This window comes from Burkholderia sp. JP2-270, assembly GCF_003233675.1.
Classification (GTDB): domain Bacteria; phylum Pseudomonadota; class Gammaproteobacteria; order Burkholderiales; family Burkholderiaceae; genus Burkholderia; species Burkholderia pyrrocinia_C.
This window is the reverse complement of record NZ_CP029825.1, coordinates 2,122,502-2,140,038: the sequence shown is the minus strand read 5'-3', so window position 1 is coordinate 2,140,038 and position 17,537 is coordinate 2,122,502. Positions and strand designations below refer to the sequence as shown.

Genomic DNA, 17,537 nt, shown 5'->3' with positions numbered 1-17,537 from the left:
TCAATGACCTTCAGGATGCGTTGCGGGCGCCGGTTGCGCCGCGGGTGAGGAAGCCGGCTGCGGCGCGGCGTCGGTTCTGGGTTCAGGTTCGGGTTCGGCGGAAGCCGCCGCGCGCGGCGCGGGCCCCGAAGTCGGCAGCCGGCCGCCGACGGCCATCTGCAGATCGGTTTCGGCAAGCCAGTAATCCTTCAGCGAATCGATGTAGCCGTTCACCGCACCGACCTGTTCGCGCGCATCGGCCAGCAGTTCGAACACGCTCGCGAGCATCCCGTTGTAGCGCAGCAGCAGTTCGTCCGAGATCGTCTTGCGCAGCGGCACGACTTCGTCGCGATAGTGCTTCGCGACGTCGTAGCTCGTCACGTATGCCGCGTACGACTCGCGCACTTCGGAGCGTGCATCGATGGCCGTCTTCGCGAGCCGGTTCGCCGACTGCATATAGACGGCCTCGGCCCGCGCGACCTTCGCGCCGCCCCAGTCGAACAGCGGAATCTCGACGCTGATCTCGTAGCCGTGCTCGTGGCCCTTGTCGGTCTCGTAGTTGTTCACGTAGCCGAGATCGACCGCATTGACGAAGCGCGTGGCCTTGCTGAGGCCGAGCGACGACGCGACGCCCTGTGTCTGCAGCTTCGCGGCCTGGATGTCGAGGCGGTTGCTCATCGCGAAGCGTTCGAGATCCGGCAGGTCCGGGCGCGCTTTCGGCAGGTCGGGCAAACGGTCGGGCAGCGCATACTGCGCGCGCTCGCCCCACAAGCCCATCGCGCGCGTGAGCTTCTCGCGCGCGGCCACGGCCTGCTGGCGTGCCTTCGCGTGCTGCGCGACCGCGTCGGCATGGAACGCCTGTTCGCGCGCGTAATCGAGCCGGCTGAAGTTGCCGGCCTGCCGCATGCGCTGCGCGAGTTCGGCGGCCGCGCTCGCCGCGTCGCGCACCTGCTGCGCATAGTTCGCGGCCTGCTCTGCGGCGACGGCCTCGACGTGCGCGCGGCGCGCGTCGGCCGCGACCTTCAGCATCGCGTCGGCCGTTTCGAGCTTGGTCTGCTCGAAACGGCGGCGCTCGATGTTGGTCGCGAGCGGCATCGTCAGCAGCGCGAACACGTTCGCCGAGAATGTGCGGCCGAGACTCAGCTCACCGTCGCCGGCGCGCGTACGGCTGAACGAGAAGCGCGGGTTCGGCAGCCGGCCGGCCTGCACGAGGTCGGCCTCCGACAGCCCGAGTTCCGCGTACGACGCCTGCAGGCCGCGGTTGTTCAGCAGCGCGACCTGCACCGCATCGTCCATCGACAGCGGTTTCGCGAGCAATTCCCGGGTCCGCTTGTCGACGGCTTCGCGGTCTGCATCGGTGCGCACGACGACGGCGTCTTTCCCGATCCGTTCCGCTGCGGTTGACGACACGGCATCGAAGCCGCCGTCCTTCGAAAACGTCGTGCAGCCCGCGAGGAACGCCAGCGCGACCGCAGCCGCGCCGATCCTCGGCGATATTGCGAGGTGCTTCATCGCGCGGCCCCTCCGTGCGTCGAATGGGCGCCGCCGTTTCCCGCCGGGTTGCCGGGCGTCGCGTCGGCGGACGTGCGCCCCTTCGCGGGCCGCTCCATCACGTCCCGGTTCAGCTGCTTCCAGCCCGGGCCTTCGTCGTCCCGATACGGCCGGTAGCCGTCGAACGCGGACGTCACGGTGACGTCCGGCACCGTCGCGGCGGCGTCCGCCGGATCGGGAAACGGGGCTTGCGCAGGCGCGAGCGACGGCACGATGGCCGCCGCGCTCAGCAGCGCCGCAGTGATCAATCGCATGAATGAGTCTCGTCGTAAGTCGCCCGGCGGACCGCGTACGGCCGCCAGCGTGGATTGCGGGTCGCGGCCGGTCGGCCGCGGGCACGGACTAGACGGAAATCCGGCGAGGCGGCCGCTCGATGCCGCCAGTCAGGAACGACACGACGACGGACGACGGCTGATACGACGCGATCGCGACGCTGGCGTCCGACACAGCCGGCACCGCGGGTACGCCCGCCATGCCGGTGGCGAAGCAGCAGGACACACAGGCGGAACACGACGGCGCATGCCGCGCGTGGCTGTCGTGATCGGCGTGGCTACCCTGCGTGCGCTGCGCGATCGGCACCGTGTGCGGCGCCTCTTCCTCATACGGCACCGCAGCGCCCGCACACTGCATCGACACGGTCGCGAACGACTGGATCGGCAGGCTCAGCGCCAGCAGCACGACGAGGATGAATTTGCGCCAGTACGACATGGAAAGGGAATCAGGCAAGCAACGACCGGATGGGCCGGCGCAGCGCCGCGACGGCGCGCTCCGGGGACAGGACGGCTGCAGCTTATCGCCGCCGCCGTGACGACGACATGGCCGAAACATGACCGGATTTTCATGAAACGTTGGCGGAGCGGCACACGCACGCTTCATGAAAATTCCGTCATCCGCCGGTCATCTTTCGCGCACGCGCGTCGCCGTAAGCTCAGGCGTTACACTGACCGGCTGGAATCTCGGACAGCCTGCCTCACCATGCGGATACTGATAGTCGAAGACGAACCCAAGATGGCGTCGTACCTCCGGAAGGGGCTGATGGAGGCGAGCTACACGGTCGACATTGCGGAGAACGGCAAGGACGGGCTGTTCCTCGCGCTGCACGAGGATTTCGATCTCGTCGTGCTCGACGTGATGCTGCCGGAGATGGACGGCTTCGAGGTGCTTCGGCGGCTGCGCGCGCAGAAGCAGACGCCCGTGCTGCTGCTCACGGCCCGCGAGGCGATCGAGGACAAGGTCACCGGGCTCGAACTGGGCGCCGACGACTACCTGCTCAAGCCGTTCGCGTATGCCGAATTCCTCGCACGCATCCGCTCGCTGCTGCGGCGCGCGCCGCGCAACGTGCGCGACATCCTGAATGTGGCCGATCTCGAAGTCGACCTGATCAAGCGCCGCGTGCGGCGCGCCGACAATCGCATCGACCTGACCGCGCAGGAATTCGCGCTGCTGCAACTGCTCGCGGAACGCGAGGGCGAAGTGCTGACGCGCACCTTCATCACGTCGCAGATCTGGGACATGAATTTCGACAGCGACACGAACGTCGTCGATGCGGCGATCAAGCGGCTGCGCGCGAAGATCGACAACGCGTACGACAAGAAGCTGATCCACACGATCCGCGGCATGGGTTACGTGCTCGAGGATCGTTCGTGACCGCCACCGCCAGCCCGGCTTCGTATTCGCTGCTGCGGCGCCTGACGCTCGCGTTCGCCGTCGTCGCCGCGCTCGTGTTCGCGCTGACCGGCGCGTACCTCTATCGCTCGCTGTCCGCCGAACTGACGCGGCGCGACGACATCGAGATCTCCGGCAAGCTCAACCAGTTCCTGCAACTCGCGCACGCGAGCGGATCGACGGCCGCGCTGCGCGCCGATCCGGCCGTATTCCACGAGGTGCTGCTGTCGCATCCGGGCGTCTATCTCGGCATCTACGACGGGCAGAACCGCCCGCTCGTCGAGCACACCGACGAAGCCCGCAACACGCTCGCCTCGGTGATCGCAACGCCGCATCCGGCCGGCGGAACCGGTGGAACCGGCGGCCCGTTCACCTGCTCGCCGCCCGGCATCGGCGCGTCGCGCTGCGTGTATGCGCGCGCCACGCTGCCGTCCGGCGAGCCGATCCAGGTCGCGCTCTCGCGCACGGCGACCGATCGCCAGTCGCTGCTCGAAAGCTATCGCGTCGACATCTGGCTCGCGGCGGCCGTCGGCGCGCTGCTGGTCGGCGCACTCGGCTATGCGGTCGCATCGCGCGGCCTGCGCCCGGTCGAGAGCCTCGGCCGGCAGACGTCGCTCATCGAAGCGCACAACCTGAACGCTCGCCTCGACGCGCGCGGCGGCCCGGTCGAGCTGCGCGAGCTCGCGACCTCGGTCAACCGGATGCTCGACCGCCTCGAACGCGCGTTCGTGCGGCTGTCGCAGTTCTCGTCCGATCTCGCGCACGACATGCGCACGCCGCTCGCGAACGTGATCAGCTCGTCGCAGATCACGCTGTCGCGCGCACGCACGACTGAAGAATACGAGGCGCTGATCGATTCGAACATCGAGGAATGCGAACGGCTGCAGCGGATGATCGAGAACATGCTGTTTCTCGCGCGCACCGATAATGCGCGACAGCATCTGAAAACCACCGAACTCGACGCGGGCAGCGAACTGCGCCGGCTCGCGTCGTATTTCCAGGCACTGGCCGACGAGGCCGGCGTGCGCATCGACGTGCGCGGCGATGCGCCGGTCGTTGCGGACGCAACGCTATTTCGGCGCGCCGTCAGCAACCTCGCGTCAAACGCGCTCGAACACGCGCAAGCCGAGTCGACGATCGAGCTGGCCGTTTCCGCGCAGGCCGGTTACGCGGTCGTCGAGGTCACGAATCGCGGCGCTGCGATTCCGCCCGAGCAGATCGACCGGATCTTCGAGCGCTTCTACCGCATCGATTCGTCGCGGCACGGCGCGGCGCGGAACGCGGGGCTCGGGCTCGCGATCGTCAAGTCGATCATGGAACTGCATCGCGGCAAGGTCGAGGTCGCAAGCAGCGGCGGACGCACGACGTTCGCGCTTTACTTTCCGCGCGGCACCGATAGTTAGTTAGGTCGTTCGCCGCCGGCTTGCGATCACCGGTCCGGCGCGGTGCCGAACGCTCCGCGCAAGCAGACGAGCAGCACGATAGTCGCCGCGCTGAACACCGCCCCCGCGTAGAACGTGGCCGCGGCGCCCGCCCGGTCCCACAGGATGCCGGCGACGACGCTCGATACGAGCGTCGCGACGCCACTGAGCAGATTGAAAACGCCGAACGCCGTGCCTCTCAATTCGGACGGCGCGGCTTGCGCGACCATCGTGGCGAGCAACCCTTGCGTCATCCCCATATGGAGCCCCCACAGCGCCACGCCGACGAGTACGGTTCCCCAGTGCGTGCCGTGCGCGAGCACGAGGTCGGCAGCGATCAGCATGACGAGTCCGGCCACCATCAGCTTCGTGTGGCTCGTCGTGTCGGCGAGCTTGCCGAACGGATAGGCCGACAACGCGTACACGACGTTCATCGCCACCATCACGAGCGGAACGAGCGCGACGGGTACCCCGCCGCCCATCGCGCGCAGCACCAGGAAAGCCTCGCTGAAGCGAGCCAGCGCGAACACGGCACCGACCGCGACGACCCACCAGTAACGCGCGCCGAGTTGCTTCACGACGTCGCGGCGGATCGGGTTGACGCGCTTGTCGCCCGGTGCGCGCGCCGGCTCTTCGACACCGAACGCGAGCAGCGCCACGGCCAGCATGCCCGGGATCACGGCCAGCCAGAACGCGAGGCGGAAGTCGTCGCGCCACATCAGCATGATGGCGACGGCCAGCAGCGGACCGAGAAACGCCCCCACCGTGTCGAGCGACTGCCGCAGCCCGTAGGCGGCGCCGCGCAGGTGGACCGGCGTGACGTCGGCCACGAGCGCGTCGCGCGGTGCGCCCCGGATTCCCTTGCCGATCCGGTCGACGATCCGCGCCGTCACCACGACGCCGATCGTCGGCGCGATGGCGAACAGCGGCTTGCTGAGCGCGCCGAGCCCGTATCCGGCGACCGCCAGCCACTTGCGATTGCGCAGATAGTCGCTCAACGTGCCGGAGAACACCTTGACGACCGGCGCCGTCGCCTCGGCGATCCCCTCGATGACACCGATCGCGGTCGCGCTCGCGCCGAGCCCCGCCATCAGGAACATCGGCAACAGGCTGTGGATGATCTCCGACGATACGTCCATCAACAGGCTGACGCAGCCCAACACCCAGACGCTGCGCGGAATTTGACGAAGAATGCGGGTCGACGATTCGGTCTGCATGGGTCGCTCTCGATTCGGGAATCCTGACACGGGACGCTACCGATACTACTGCGGGCCGGTGACGCGCGGCACACGGACGCGTCGACGTTAATAGAGAGTCAGAGGCTTCGCCTGGTTTTCGGATCAGCCGCCCGGCCCGGCATTGTTGCCGCGCGGCCGCCAGCAGACCCCAAAGTGGGTTCGTCATCAGGTTAAGTTGAGTGGCGCGTTTTGAGGGTTATACGACCTTTGAGCCATCCAATTCAGGTTCCATAATTTGCGCAGGAATCAAGCCGGAACACGAGCACAAACGCGATTGCACGTTGTGCCTTGTGCGTCCGGTTTGACCAATCTCGAGCAAAGAAAGGAACGGAAGATGAGGCTTAAGAACAAGTCAGCTTTGATTACGGGCGGTACCAGTGGCATCGGTCTCGCGACCGCCAGGCTTTTCATTGCAGAAGGCGCCCGAGTTGCAGTTACCGGTCGCAATGACGCAGTGTTCGAACGCGTGAAGGCCGAGCTTGGCGAGAATGCGTTGGTTCTCAAGGGCGATGTCCGTTCGATCGAGGACATGCGAGCGATTGCCGCAGAGGTAAGAGAGCAGTTCGGCGGGCTGGATGTCGTGTTCGCCAACGCTGGTTGGGCTTTCCCGTCCGCAGTCAACGACATCGACGACCACCTCTACAACGAGATCATGGACATCAACGTCAAGGGCGTGGTGTTCACGCTTCAAGCGGTGCTGCCGGACTTGCGAGAGGGCTCCTCGGTCATTCTCAACACATCGTTCGTCGCCCAGACCGGCAAGCATGGCATCTCGTTGACTGCGGCGGCGAAGGCCGCCGTGCGATCGCTTGCCCGTAGCTGGTCCTACGAGTTTCTCGATCGCAAGATTCGGTTCAACGCGATCGCGCCTGGCGGCACGGACACGCCCCTGCTCAGCAAGTGGGGGATGTCGGACGAGGATGTCCGCAACTTCAAGAGCGAGTTCGCGAAGACCATCCCGGTAGGCCATCTCGGAAAGGCAGAGGACATTGCCTACGCGGCGCTCTATCTCGCCAGCGACGAATCCTCGTACGTTGTCGGCAGCGAGCTGATTGTCGACGGCGGTGCCTCGCAGCTTTAAGCCTGCGCGTTCCGATTCAAGAGCCTGCACGTTCTTCCGGCTCATCCACACCTTGATCACACGTCCACCCGCATGCCTGTCGTGGTGGCTTTCAATCCGGCCCGACCCTGTTGCACACGGAGGGGCCGAAGCGCAAGGAGAATTGATCTTGACCGACAGCAACGAAAACAATGCCTACGGAAAGGCACTCACCGGAGCAGGTCGCTCGCGCCGCGATATTCTCAAGCTCGGCAGCATCGCCACGCTGGGCGCCGTGCTGGGTGGCGGAGCCCTGCTTGGCCACACCACGCCTGCTCTTGCGCAGGCAGCCAGCAAGGGAGAACTTGCTCCGAATGACCCGCTCAACATTTTGATTGTCAATTACGACGGCGGGACGCTTCTCGACTTCGCCGGCCCCAGCGAAATTTTCCACCGGTTACCGAATACGAACGTTCGCTATGCGAGCCTCAATGGGGGCAACGTGACCCTCGAATTCGGGGTCGTGTATGGCAAGACTGAACGACTGGCCGATATCGACAAGACGGACCTGATTCTGGTGCCCGGCGGGTCCGATTTGACGGCGCCGATGCGGCCCGAGTATCAAGCGCAGATCCGGCGTTTGGCGCAAAGCGCCAAACATGTAACGTCAGTTTGCAACGGATCGCTGGTGCTCGCTGCGACGGGCGTTCTCAAGGGCAAGCGAAGCGCCTGCCATTGGGCCTTCGTCAACAAGCTGTCCGAATATGGCGCGATCCCCGTGCCGGATCGGTTCGTGGAAGACGACAACGGCCGCTTCATGAGCGGCGGCGGCGTGACGGCGGGCATCGATTTCGCACTTCGCGTCGCAGAGAAGCTGCGCGGTCGGCAAGCCGCCGAATTCACGCAACTCGTGATCGAATACGATCCCGCTCCGCCGTTCCGTTCCGGTCATCCCAGAGACGCACGGCCGGAACTCGTCGCGATGGTCGACAAGGAACTGCCTGGTGCATCCAGAGGGCTCGCACGAATCCCGGGCGTTCGCTGAGATGCCCGCAGCCAATGCCTGCGAGGACTTGCACGCGCTTCGATGACGCCGCGGCCGACATCGCTTGCCTCACCTGCCCAATCTGGCGCAGCCCCTTCGATTCAAACCCTGATCGGAAATCCTTAAATGCAACAGATTCGTCGTTTTACTGCAGCCGTTGCAGCCTGCTTTTCATTTTTCGCGTTTGCGGCGCCAGCCATTGCCGGCGGCCCGCAGCCTCAAACCGAAGCGGCCATCAAAGCCGAGAACGCGCGATGGGCGGATGCCTTTGCGCGAGGGGACTACGACGCGATAGGCCGTCTGTATACGAAAGACGGCGCACTCCTGCCGCCCGGCGGCGACAGGGTGACGGGGGGCAGCGCGATTGCCGCGCACTTCGCCAACGGGTATGCCGGGGCAAAACCCGACACCGTATCGTTCAGCAATTACGAGTTCTACGGTAACGACCGGACCGTGACGGAGGTTTCGGATGCGGAAATCCGTGACCATGCTGGAAACCTCAAATACCGCGGCAAGCAGATCCTCCTCTTTCTGAAGGAGGGCGGCGCGTGGAAATTGCATCGCGACATCTGGAATGATTACGCTGCCCGGAAATCCGATGGGCATTGAGCGCCCCGCGATCCAGGTAGTCGCGTACCGAGAGCGCCAATAGCCCGGCGCTCGATCAGCGCGCACTGTTCAATCTGCTCTCGCGCCGGATCGCCTGCGGAGGGTGGCCATACAGTTTGATAAAGGCCCTCCGCATGCGTTCCGGATCAGTGAATCCCACGGCCAGAGCAATTTGTTCGATGGGTTCACTGCCGTCCTGCAGGCGCAGCCTCGCAGCTTCGACGCGCAAACGTTCGACCGCCTTGGCAGGCGTTTCCCCGGTTTCCCGACGAAACGCTCGTCCGAACTGCCTCGGACTTAATCTTGCCGCATCGGCGAGTCGTTCCACTGGCAGCGCTTCGGCCAGATGTTCTCTCGCGAAGTTCAGGGCGATGCGGATACGATCCGATTCAGGCTCCATTTGCGACATGGCGGAGAATTGGGACTGCCCGCCCGGTCGACGGTACGGAACAACCAGAAGCCTGGAAACAGCGCGCGCGACTTCCGCACCCATGTCTCTTTCAATCAAGCCGAGCGCCAGGTCAATTCCGGAGGCAATGCCCGCCGACGTCCAGATGTGGCCGTCTACGATATAGATGCTGTCGCCCTCGACCCGGGCGCGAGGGAAGCGGGACTGCAACAGCGCAGCGTATCGCCAGTGCGTGGTTGCTTTCACGCCGTCCAGCAAGCCGGTTTCCGCAAGCAGAAACGCTCCCGTACACACGCTCGCCACCCGCGACGCCCTGGCGCACAATTTCCTGGCAGCGGCGATGTTCCCCGGTGTCTGCATCGGGCTGATATCACCGCCCACGAAAACGACGGTGTCGAACATGCGCCTTCCGACCGGCTTGGTCTCGATCGAAAGGCCGGTATTGCCACGTACCGGGCCACCGGACTGCGAGATGACATGAAGATCGTACGGAGTACGGCCAGCGGCTCCGGCCACCTGATTAAAAGCCGACAGTGGCCCGCCAAGATCGAGCGCGTCGTGGCCGCTGCAAACAAAAAACCCGATTCGATGCATGACGGAGTCGTTAGCCGAATACCCTGAGAAGGCGTATTTTAAGGAAATCCCTCAAATCGTGCCATGCAGGCGGAAATAACGGAAAAACGTCATTTGCCCCTCATCCATCGGCTGAAGTGTCATTGGAACGGTAACGACTTCGACCGGTTACGTGCCGCGCGGCAGCCGGTCCGCGCCGCATGCGTCAGTCGACCCGCCGGCGCGTGAACGCGCCACGGCGCGCCCCGCGACCGGCTCACTCAGCCAGCAATTCGGCGCCGCGGCGCGGCGAGATGCCGACCAGCTCGTCGGCGGGCTGCGGCCGCGCGAACAGGAAGCCCTGCCCCTGCTGGCAACCGATCTCCTGCAGGAAGGCCAGCTGCTTTGCCGTCTCGACGCCCTCCATCACGACATCGAGCCCCAGCGCGCGCCCCATCGCAACGATCGCGCGCACGATCGCGTCGTCCGTGCTGCCCGAACCGCAGTCCGTGAGGAACGACTGATCGATCTTCAGCGTATCGACGGGCAGATCCTTCAGATACACCAGCGACGAATAGCCCGTACCGAAATCGTCGATCGCCAGGCTGATCCCCCGCGTCGCCAGTTCGCGCAGCAGGATGCCCATTTCCTCGCGGGTGTTCATCGCCATGCTTTCGAGCAACTCGAGCTGCAGGTATTCGGCCGGCAATGCGGTTTCGCTGAGAATGGTCGTCAGGTCGCTGAGGAAGTGGTCGGTAAAGCACTGCCGTGCCGACACGTTCACCGACACACGCCCGAACTCGAAGCCCTCGTCGAGCCAGCGGCGCGCCTGCCGGCAGGCTTCGTGCAGCACCCACCTGCCGATCGGGACGATCAGCGCGGACCGCTCCGCCAGCCCGATGAAGTCGCCCGGCGGCACCAGGCCCCTGCGTGGATGCAACCAGCGCAGCAACGCCTCCACGCCGACGATCCGGCCGCTGGCCAGATCGTATTGCGGCTGGTAGAACAGGCGGAATTCATTCTGCTCGAGCGCGCGGTGCAATTCGCCGAGCGTCTCCAGCTGCTCGATCGCCGACGACGTCATCTTGCTCTCGAAGAACTGGAACACGTTCCTGCCGCGGCTCTTCGCGCCGTACATCGCCTGGTCCGCGAGCAGGATCAAGTCCTCCGCCTCGGTGCCGTCGTCCGGATAGATGCTGATGCCGATGCTCGGCGTCACGAAGATCTCGCGATCACCGATATCGATCGCCCGCCCCACTTCATCCAGCAGCTTGCGCGCAACTCGCCCGACGTCGCGGACATCGTCGACCTCCTCGAGCACGAGCGCGAATTCGTCACCGCCCATGCGCGCCACCGTGTCGTTCGCGCGCACTTTCGCGACGATGCGCTCCGCGACTATCTTCAGCACCTCGTCGCCGGCGTTGTGGCCCAGCGTATCGTTGACCAGCTTGAAGCGGTCGAGATCGAGGTACATCACCGCGACCTTGCGACCGAGCCGCTTCGCGTGGACGATCGCGTGCGCGAGCCGCTCCTCGAACAGCATCCGGTTCGCGAGATTGGTAAGCACGTCGTGCGTGGCGAGATAGCCCAGCCGCTCCTCGGCCTGGCGCCGCTGCGTGATGTCGGAAAAGATCGCCGCGTAGTGGGAGATCTCGCCTTCGCTGTCGCGAATGCTGGTGATCGTCAGGTATTCGAGAAACAGCTCGCCGGTCTTGCGGCGATTCCAGATTTCGCCTTGCCAGTGGCCATCGGTCGTTAGCGAATGCCACAGCTGCTTGTAGAAATCGGGCGTCTGGCGTCCGGAGCTCAGCAGGCCCGGGTTGCGCCCGATCACTTCGTCCTCGGTGTACCCGGTCAGGCGCGTGAAGGCCTGATTGACGCGCTCGATCTTCGCGTGCCGGTCGGTCACCATGATGCCTTCGAGTGCCGATTCGAACACCCGATCCGCCATGCGCAGGTTGAAGCGCGCGAGACCCAGCGCTTCGTCGCGCTCGCGCAAGGCGCTGCGCAGCTCGTTCGCGTATTCGTGCTCGATGCTCTGCAGCACGTCCGCGAAACAGAGCAGCCCGGTCAGCCTGCCATCCTCGTCCTGGATGCCGACATGCCGCATATTGTGCTCGGTCATGAAGCGCTGCGCCGCATACAGGCTCTGATTGGCGGTCAGCATCTGCAGCGGCTTGCTCGCGTAGGCCCCGACCGCGCCTTGGGCCCCGCCGTCTGCCAGGAGCCGGACGATGTCCCGCTCGGTCAGGATGCCGTGCTCGCCGTCGTCGTAGTCGACGAGGATCGCATCGAGCCGTTGCGCGCGCATCCGCGCGATGACTTCGTGCAGTGCGGCCTGCTCGGGCACCACAACCGGCGGATGGACGCAGATCGATTCGATCGGCTTCAGGTGCAGGAAAAATTCCGGCCCCTGGTTCACGACGACGTCGGTCTGCGTCAGCACGCCGATCGCGGCGCCATCCCGGACCACCACGAAGTGCCGCACGCCCGACTGCTTGAACTTCATCGCGGCTTCACCCAGCGGCGTATCGGCCTCGAGCGTCAACACCGGATGGCTCATCACGTCGCTGACCGGCCGATCGAGTTCGCGCGGATCGTCGCCGGCCGACAGTGCGTCATGCTCGGTCCAGATCCCGACGACCTGTTCGTCCTTCATCACGACGATCGAGCTGCAACGTTCGGCGAACATGCGTCGCGCGACCTCCCGCACCGGCGTGGCGGGCGCGCAGGACAGAATCTGACGCGCGACGAGGCGCGCAATCGGAACATCGTAGCTGTTCGGATACATTCTCTAACCAAGACGAAAAATCCTCGCCGGCGCACTTCGATCCGGCAACCTTCGGGCTCGCCTGCGGCGGCAGGCAAAATATGATCTCACTTGCCTCGAATGATTGCGTACTCATCGAACTCGCAAACGGGGAATTGACCCATCGCTTGGGGCGCCGTGGCGACGAGCGCGGCACTTTGGCCCCGAGACCATGGTCGACGCCCCCTTGTCCAGCGAATCCACATGCCGGAGCACCGCCCTGTCAGGGGCAGTCGCCCTGAGTTAACGACAGATTCGGACAAGAGTTGAGTGCCATGACGACGTCCGGGCTGCGCGGCGGCAAGTCGAGCGGCTGCGGGCGGGGTGGGGTCGACGGCGCGGCCATCCCTCCCTTATTGCGAGGCTCGCTGCGGGCGGTGTGCAGGTGGCACACGCACCTGATCGTCGTACCAGGCAGCGGCAGCAAGCCAGAGCATGGTCAGGTCGTCGGGGGTGAAGATCGGCAATCCATTGCACGCTGCGCGGATTGCGTTGTACTCCGCCGATTCGGCTGACTCACTGGCGTTCAATAGCAGACCCAACTCGCCATGCCGTTCGAGCAGTGCCCGCCGGATATCGGCGTGAATCGGCAGCGTAGTCACGACGTCCTCGATCGTGCTGCCGAACAGCACATGAACCAGTGAGAACACGCCCGCAATGAACGCGGTATCGGCAAACCGATCGTCATCGGGCCGCAGCCGGCCAGCGGCAAGCTCCATGAATCGCGCACGCGTGCCACACAGCTGTGCCAGCGGATCGGAGCGCAACGCGTCCAGACGTTCGTCCGCAAACAGGAGCAACTGTGCCCAGCGCGTGATTTGCCGCGTGCCGACCAGCATGATCGCGTCACGCAGCGATGAAACTGCCTGGCTAAGCCCGACCGCGCTCGAATTGAGCAGCATCAGAAGTTGAATGACGAGGTTCGGAATCCGCTTGAGTTCGGCTTCGAGTTCCACAATCCCCGGTTCGCCGCCCAGAAGCACGAGCAGGCGCAGCAGCGCGTCGCGCGATGGCGTGATGCGCCGCGATGTCAGCACCTGCGGCTTCGCAAAGTAGTAGCCCTGAAACAGTTCGAAGCCGGCGTGCATGGCGGCACCATGGTCCTCCCGTGTTTCGACTTTCTCCGCGATCGAAACCTTCCCGTGCTGCCTGACGGCGTCGATCAGCTCGCCAAGGTGCTCGCGCGGGCATTCGAGAAAATCGATCTTGACGATATCGACGTAAGGCAGAAAATCGAGCAGGCGCGGGGAAATCCGAGAAACATCATCCAGCGCGAGCCGGTAGCCCGCGCGCCGCAGTTCGGTACAGCGCCTGAAGAGCGCTCCGTCGAACGTCACGGTTTCGAGGATTTCGAGTACGAAGCGTTCACGCGGCAACAACCGGACGATGTCGGACATCAGCACCGTCCGGTCGACGTTCACATAGCCGGTGCGATCGCCCAGCGCAGCGTTGAGGCCAATATCGCCGATGAGTCTCTCGATGACCTGCGCAGTGGCAGCGGCGTCATCCGTGATTCGGGCGAGATTGGCTGTCCCGGAGCGGAACAGCAGTTCGAATGCGTTCAATACTCCGCTACGGTCCAGAATCGGCTGCCGCCCGAGGTAGACGTATTCCGGTGTGGCGGCTTTGCTGTCCGACGTCGGTTGATCGTCGGCGGGGCCGGGCAACGGTGCTCTTGTATTCAATCTTGAACGATTCCCTTTGAGTCAAGGTCTCGCGGATGCCAAGCGGGCATCCGTCGCATCCAGGGAGTTCGTTGCGCGAATGACTGGCGTCGTCTCCGGCTTCTTCAACTCTCGCGAAGACGCATGCGAACCTTCCGTGCCGGCGCCGCCCCGCACGGCTCGCTCCCACTCGTGACGCGGGATGGCCGCCTAAAAGCTGTCCCATTCTCCAGCCACGGCGGTTTGCGCTGCCAGAACGGGCTGCGGTGCGGGCCGATCCGGGGCTGACCCGGCTGGGGCCCGGGCGCGTGTCGGAGCCGCAGTCGTGTGCGTTTGCGCGACAGGGCGGCTGACTTCGGCGTCGCGTGACGCGTTCAGTCTGAACATTGAAACGGACGCCTTCAGATCGTTCGCCTGCGACTCGAGCGAGCTGGCGGCGGCGGCCGACTGTTCGACCAGCGCCGCGTTCTGCTGCGTGACTTCGTCCATCTGCGTGACGGCCTGGTTGACCTGGCCGATACCCTTGCTCTGTTCCCGTGATGCGGCTGTGATTTCCCCCATGATGTCCGTCACGCGCCTGATCTCGTACGTTATCTCGCGCATCTTCGCACCCGCTTCCCGTACATGGCCGGCACCTGCCTGCACGCGTTCCACGGAATCGTGGATCAGCTCCTTGATTTCCTTGGACGCCGCCGAGGAGCGCTGTGCCAGCGAACGTACTTCCGACGCGACCACCGCGAAACCCCGTCCCTGCTCACCCGCCCGCGCCGCTTCGACAGCCGCATTCAGCGCGAGGATATTGGTCTGGAACGCGATGCCCTCGATGATGCCGACAATGTTGGCGATCTTGTCCGAGCTGGCGTTGATGCCATCCATGGTTTCCACCACGCGTGACACGACAGTGCCGCCCTGCTCCGCCGCCTGGGCAGCCTGCGCGGCGAGTTGGCTGGCCTGGCTGGCATTGTCGGCATTCTGGGTGACGGTAGAGGTCAATTGCTCCATGCTGGCCGCCGTTTCCTCGAGCGACGCGGCCTGCTCTTCGGTGCGCTGCGACAGGTCCTGGTTGCCCGCCGCAATCTGGTGCGTGGCGGTGGCGATCGATTCGGCCGAAACCTTGATCGTGCCGATCGTCAGCGTGAGCTGCTCCTGCATGCGCTTCATCGAAAAAAGCAGGCTCGAGCGGTCGCCCGGTGCGGTCTTCACCACGGCGGTCAGATCGTTGCCTGCGATCCGGTTTGCAATCTCGGCGGCATAGGACGGCTCACCGCCCAGTGAGCGCAAGATGCCGCGGTTGAGCAGCAACACGACAACCGACAGGGCGCCGGCCAGTGCCACCAGAATCCCGAGGCTCTGGTACAGCGTCGAGCGGAATGCAGCATCGAGGTCGTCGACATAAAGCCCCGTCATGAGAATCCAGTCCCACGGCTGATAGGACACGTTGTAGACGATTTTCGGAGAGGCTTCGGTTCTCCCCAGTTTCGGAAAGGAATACGCGGTAAAACCCCGACCGGCGTGCTTGATGATGGCGACCGTGTCCCTGAAGAAGTAGACGCCGTTCGGATCCTTGAAATCGCCGACGTCCTTGCCTTCCAGTTCCGGTTTTGCAGGGTTCATCAGCACCGTCGGCTGCGAATTGAGGATCACGAAATAACCTTCTTCGCCGTACCGCATATTCCGGACGCTGTCCAAGGCCCGCTTCTGGGCTTCCGCTACCGGCATCGCGCCGGCGGCAGCCTGGTCGCCAAAGGTCTTGACCACACTCAGCGCGATCTCCGATGCGTGTTTCAGGTCTGCCTTGCGCTCCTCCAGCCGCATTTCTCGAGTCTGGTAAGCGTTGTAGATCGATATTCCGGCGAGACACAGCAGGCTCAGGATGAGTGGCAACCAGAGTTTCTGCGCAAATGACAGCTTCATGTGCTTACCGACCTTGCAGATTGACCAATGGGTAGGAGAAGGTGTGAAGCTGCACTCTGCAGAGTGCAGCTTCGACGGAATACTTGCAGATAACGGCCCGAGATCGATCGCGATTAGCAGTCGATTCCGGAGCAGTCCTTTACGGGAATTGCAAAATACCGGCTGCCGATATGTGATAAAGCAGGCACGGGCGCCAAGGACCAGGAGGCGTGTCAACGGCCGTTCACGATCAGGTAACGGTCGTACACGATAGTTGGCATGAAGGGCGGCTCGTGGTCGGACAGCGACATCCACCGAAATCCGCGAAGAAACACTTTTCGGGACGAAGGCTTGTCGAAAGAAATCCGCTCCGCTAGACTGCCCTTCGTCTTTGGGGAGTAGCCTGCTTTCCGCCCCGCGGAAAGCGAACGCGTCAACACACTCGGCTTTCGGCCGTGGCGCGTTCGGCCGAGTCGGTCTGGCGAGACCATGGGCACATCGCGTCGTTCCTGGTCGGACGTCGGCGGATGTGCCATGGTTCGTCAGCGTCCGACCACGGAGTCCCCATGTTCCTCCCAGCCGTTCCCCCGCGCCCCATCAACCTCTACGCACCAGCCTGCGGAGGTATCGCATGACTTTCATGTTCGTCGAACTGGCGTTCATGCTGATCGTGATCCTCGTGGCCGCCGAAGTCTTCACCAATGCGCTCGAACATCTCGGCGAACGTCTGAAGATTTCCGAAGGCGTGACCGGTTCGCTGTTCGCGGCCGTCGGCACCGCGCTGCCCGAAACGATGGTGCCGCTGCTCGCGCTGGCCGGCGGCACGGCGAACCAGGCGGTGAACGAGGAAATCGGCGTCGGCGCGATTCTCGGCGCGCCGCTGATGCTCGCGACGCTCACCACCTTCCTGATGACGCTTGCCGTGATCCGCTCGCGCGGGCTGCGCGGCACGATCGCGCCCGAACGCACGGGTTTCGTGCGCGACATGAACTACTTCCTGGCCGCGTTCTCGCTGGCGACCGCGGCGATGTTCGTCCCGCATCACAACTGGGCCGTGCGCGCGCTGCTTTCCGCGATGCTGGTCGGCATCTACGCGATGTACGTCGTGATGACGTTCCGTGCGTCGAGCCAGCTTGTCGATGCCGGGCACGGCACCGAGGCGCCGCATACGATGTTCCTGGCGCGCACGGGCCTGCCGACCAACCTGGCGACCATCGCGCTGCAGTTGCTGCTCGGCGTCGCGCTGCTGGTCGGCGGTGCGAAGGGTTTCATTCACGGCGTGGAGGGCGTGTCGCACGTGCTCGGCATATCGGCGCTGCTGCTGTCGCTGATCATCGTGCCGATTGCCACGGAATTGCCGGAGAAGGTCAACAGCGTGCTGTGGATCCGCCGCAAGAAGGACACGCTCGCGTTCAGCAACATCACCGGCGCGATGGTGTTCCAGGGCACGCTGCTGCCGGCGATCGGCATCATGCTGACGCCGTGGGAGCCACGCCCCGAAGTGCTGACCGGCGTGATCGTCACGCTCGCGGCGGCGGCCTGGCTGCGCATCAATGCGCGCAAGCGCGGGCTCGCGATCTGGGCGTTGCTGGCGAACGGTGCGGGTTATGCGGGGTATCTGTACCTGACGCTGGCGCGCTGACGCCGGGATCGGGCGCATTGC

At 64.5% G+C, this 17,537-nt stretch carries 14 protein-coding genes and 1 riboswitch; of the genes, 6 read left to right on the top strand and 8 right to left on the bottom strand.

Annotated features, from left to right (window positions below):
* From DM992_RS27730 to DM992_RS27720, 3 genes are all read right to left on the bottom strand, one after another.
* Nucleotides 1-1,491: a TolC family protein gene (locus DM992_RS27730; protein ID WP_111019482.1), complete on the bottom strand. Its 1,491-nt coding sequence runs from the start codon at nt 1,489-1,491 to the stop codon at nt 1-3.
* A complete protein-coding gene (locus tag DM992_RS27725; RefSeq protein WP_111019481.1) occupies nt 1,488-1,784 on the bottom strand; it encodes a hypothetical protein in 297 nt (98 codons plus the stop codon). The genes DM992_RS27730 and DM992_RS27725 overlap by 4 nt, the downstream gene beginning before the upstream one ends.
* Before the next feature lie 88 nt (nt 1,785-1,872).
* On the bottom strand, nt 1,873-2,238 hold the full coding sequence (locus DM992_RS27720; protein WP_111019480.1) for a hypothetical protein: 366 nt from the start codon (nt 2,236-2,238) through the stop codon (nt 1,873-1,875).
* 267 nt (nt 2,239-2,505) lie between these two features.
* Between DM992_RS27720 and DM992_RS27715 the strand changes: the two genes are divergently transcribed.
* Nucleotides 2,506-3,177, top strand: coding sequence for a heavy metal response regulator transcription factor (locus DM992_RS27715; RefSeq protein ID WP_111019479.1), 672 nt, complete (start codon nt 2,506-2,508; stop codon nt 3,175-3,177).
* Nucleotides 3,174-4,598 carry a heavy metal sensor histidine kinase gene (locus DM992_RS27710; RefSeq protein ID WP_111019478.1) on the top strand — a complete coding sequence of 475 codons (1,425 nt, stop codon included), beginning with the start codon at nt 3,174-3,176 and terminating at the stop codon, nt 4,596-4,598. The genes DM992_RS27715 and DM992_RS27710 overlap by 4 nt, the downstream gene beginning before the upstream one ends.
* 26 nt (nt 4,599-4,624) lie before the next feature.
* Here the strand turns inward: DM992_RS27710 and DM992_RS27705 are convergent, their stop codons facing one another.
* Nucleotides 4,625-5,833 (bottom strand): MFS transporter, encoded by a 1,209-nt coding sequence (locus DM992_RS27705; RefSeq protein WP_111019477.1) that lies wholly within the window; start codon nt 5,831-5,833, stop codon nt 4,625-4,627.
* A gap of 355 nt (nt 5,834-6,188) precedes the next feature.
* Between DM992_RS27705 and DM992_RS27700 the strand changes: the two genes are divergently transcribed.
* The 3 genes from DM992_RS27700 to DM992_RS27690 all read left to right on the top strand — a co-directional run bounded on the left by DM992_RS27700 (nt 6,189) and on the right by DM992_RS27690 (nt 8,547).
* Nucleotides 6,189-6,935, top strand: coding sequence for an SDR family oxidoreductase (locus tag DM992_RS27700; protein ID WP_111019476.1), 747 nt, complete (start codon nt 6,189-6,191; stop codon nt 6,933-6,935).
* 148 nt (nt 6,936-7,083) lie between these two features.
* Nucleotides 7,084-7,938, top strand: a complete 855-nt coding sequence (locus tag DM992_RS27695; RefSeq protein ID WP_111019475.1) for a DJ-1/PfpI family protein — start codon at nt 7,084-7,086, stop codon at nt 7,936-7,938.
* A gap of 126 nt (nt 7,939-8,064) precedes the next feature.
* On the top strand, nt 8,065-8,547 hold the full coding sequence (locus DM992_RS27690; protein WP_111019474.1) for a DUF4440 domain-containing protein: 483 nt from the start codon (nt 8,065-8,067) through the stop codon (nt 8,545-8,547).
* A 55-nt stretch (nt 8,548-8,602) separates the two neighbouring features.
* Here DM992_RS27690 and DM992_RS27685 read toward each other — a convergent pair whose 3' ends face one another.
* From DM992_RS27685 to DM992_RS27670, 4 genes are all read right to left on the bottom strand, one after another.
* On the bottom strand, nt 8,603-9,550 hold the full coding sequence (locus tag DM992_RS27685; RefSeq protein ID WP_111019473.1) for a GlxA family transcriptional regulator: 948 nt from the start codon (nt 9,548-9,550) through the stop codon (nt 8,603-8,605).
* A 235-nt stretch (nt 9,551-9,785) separates the two neighbouring features.
* A complete protein-coding gene (locus DM992_RS27680) occupies nt 9,786-12,299 on the bottom strand; it encodes an EAL domain-containing protein (RefSeq protein ID WP_111019472.1) in 2,514 nt (837 codons plus the stop codon).
* 371 nt (nt 12,300-12,670) lie between these two features.
* Nucleotides 12,671-13,984, bottom strand: coding sequence for an EAL domain-containing protein (locus DM992_RS27675; protein ID WP_111019471.1), 1,314 nt, complete (start codon nt 13,982-13,984; stop codon nt 12,671-12,673).
* A gap of 207 nt (nt 13,985-14,191) precedes the next feature.
* Nucleotides 14,192-15,895 (bottom strand): methyl-accepting chemotaxis protein, encoded by a 1,704-nt coding sequence (locus tag DM992_RS27670; protein ID WP_111019470.1) that lies wholly within the window; start codon nt 15,893-15,895, stop codon nt 14,192-14,194.
* A gap of 360 nt (nt 15,896-16,255) precedes the next feature.
* Nucleotides 16,256-16,434: riboswitch (yybP-ykoY riboswitch) on the top strand.
* A gap of 71 nt (nt 16,435-16,505) precedes the next feature.
* On the opposite strand from DM992_RS27670, the gene DM992_RS27665 reads away from it, so the two are divergent.
* A complete protein-coding gene (locus tag DM992_RS27665; protein WP_111019469.1) occupies nt 16,506-17,516 on the top strand; it encodes a sodium:calcium antiporter in 1,011 nt (336 codons plus the stop codon).
* Nucleotides 17,517-17,537 lie beyond the last annotated feature (21 nt).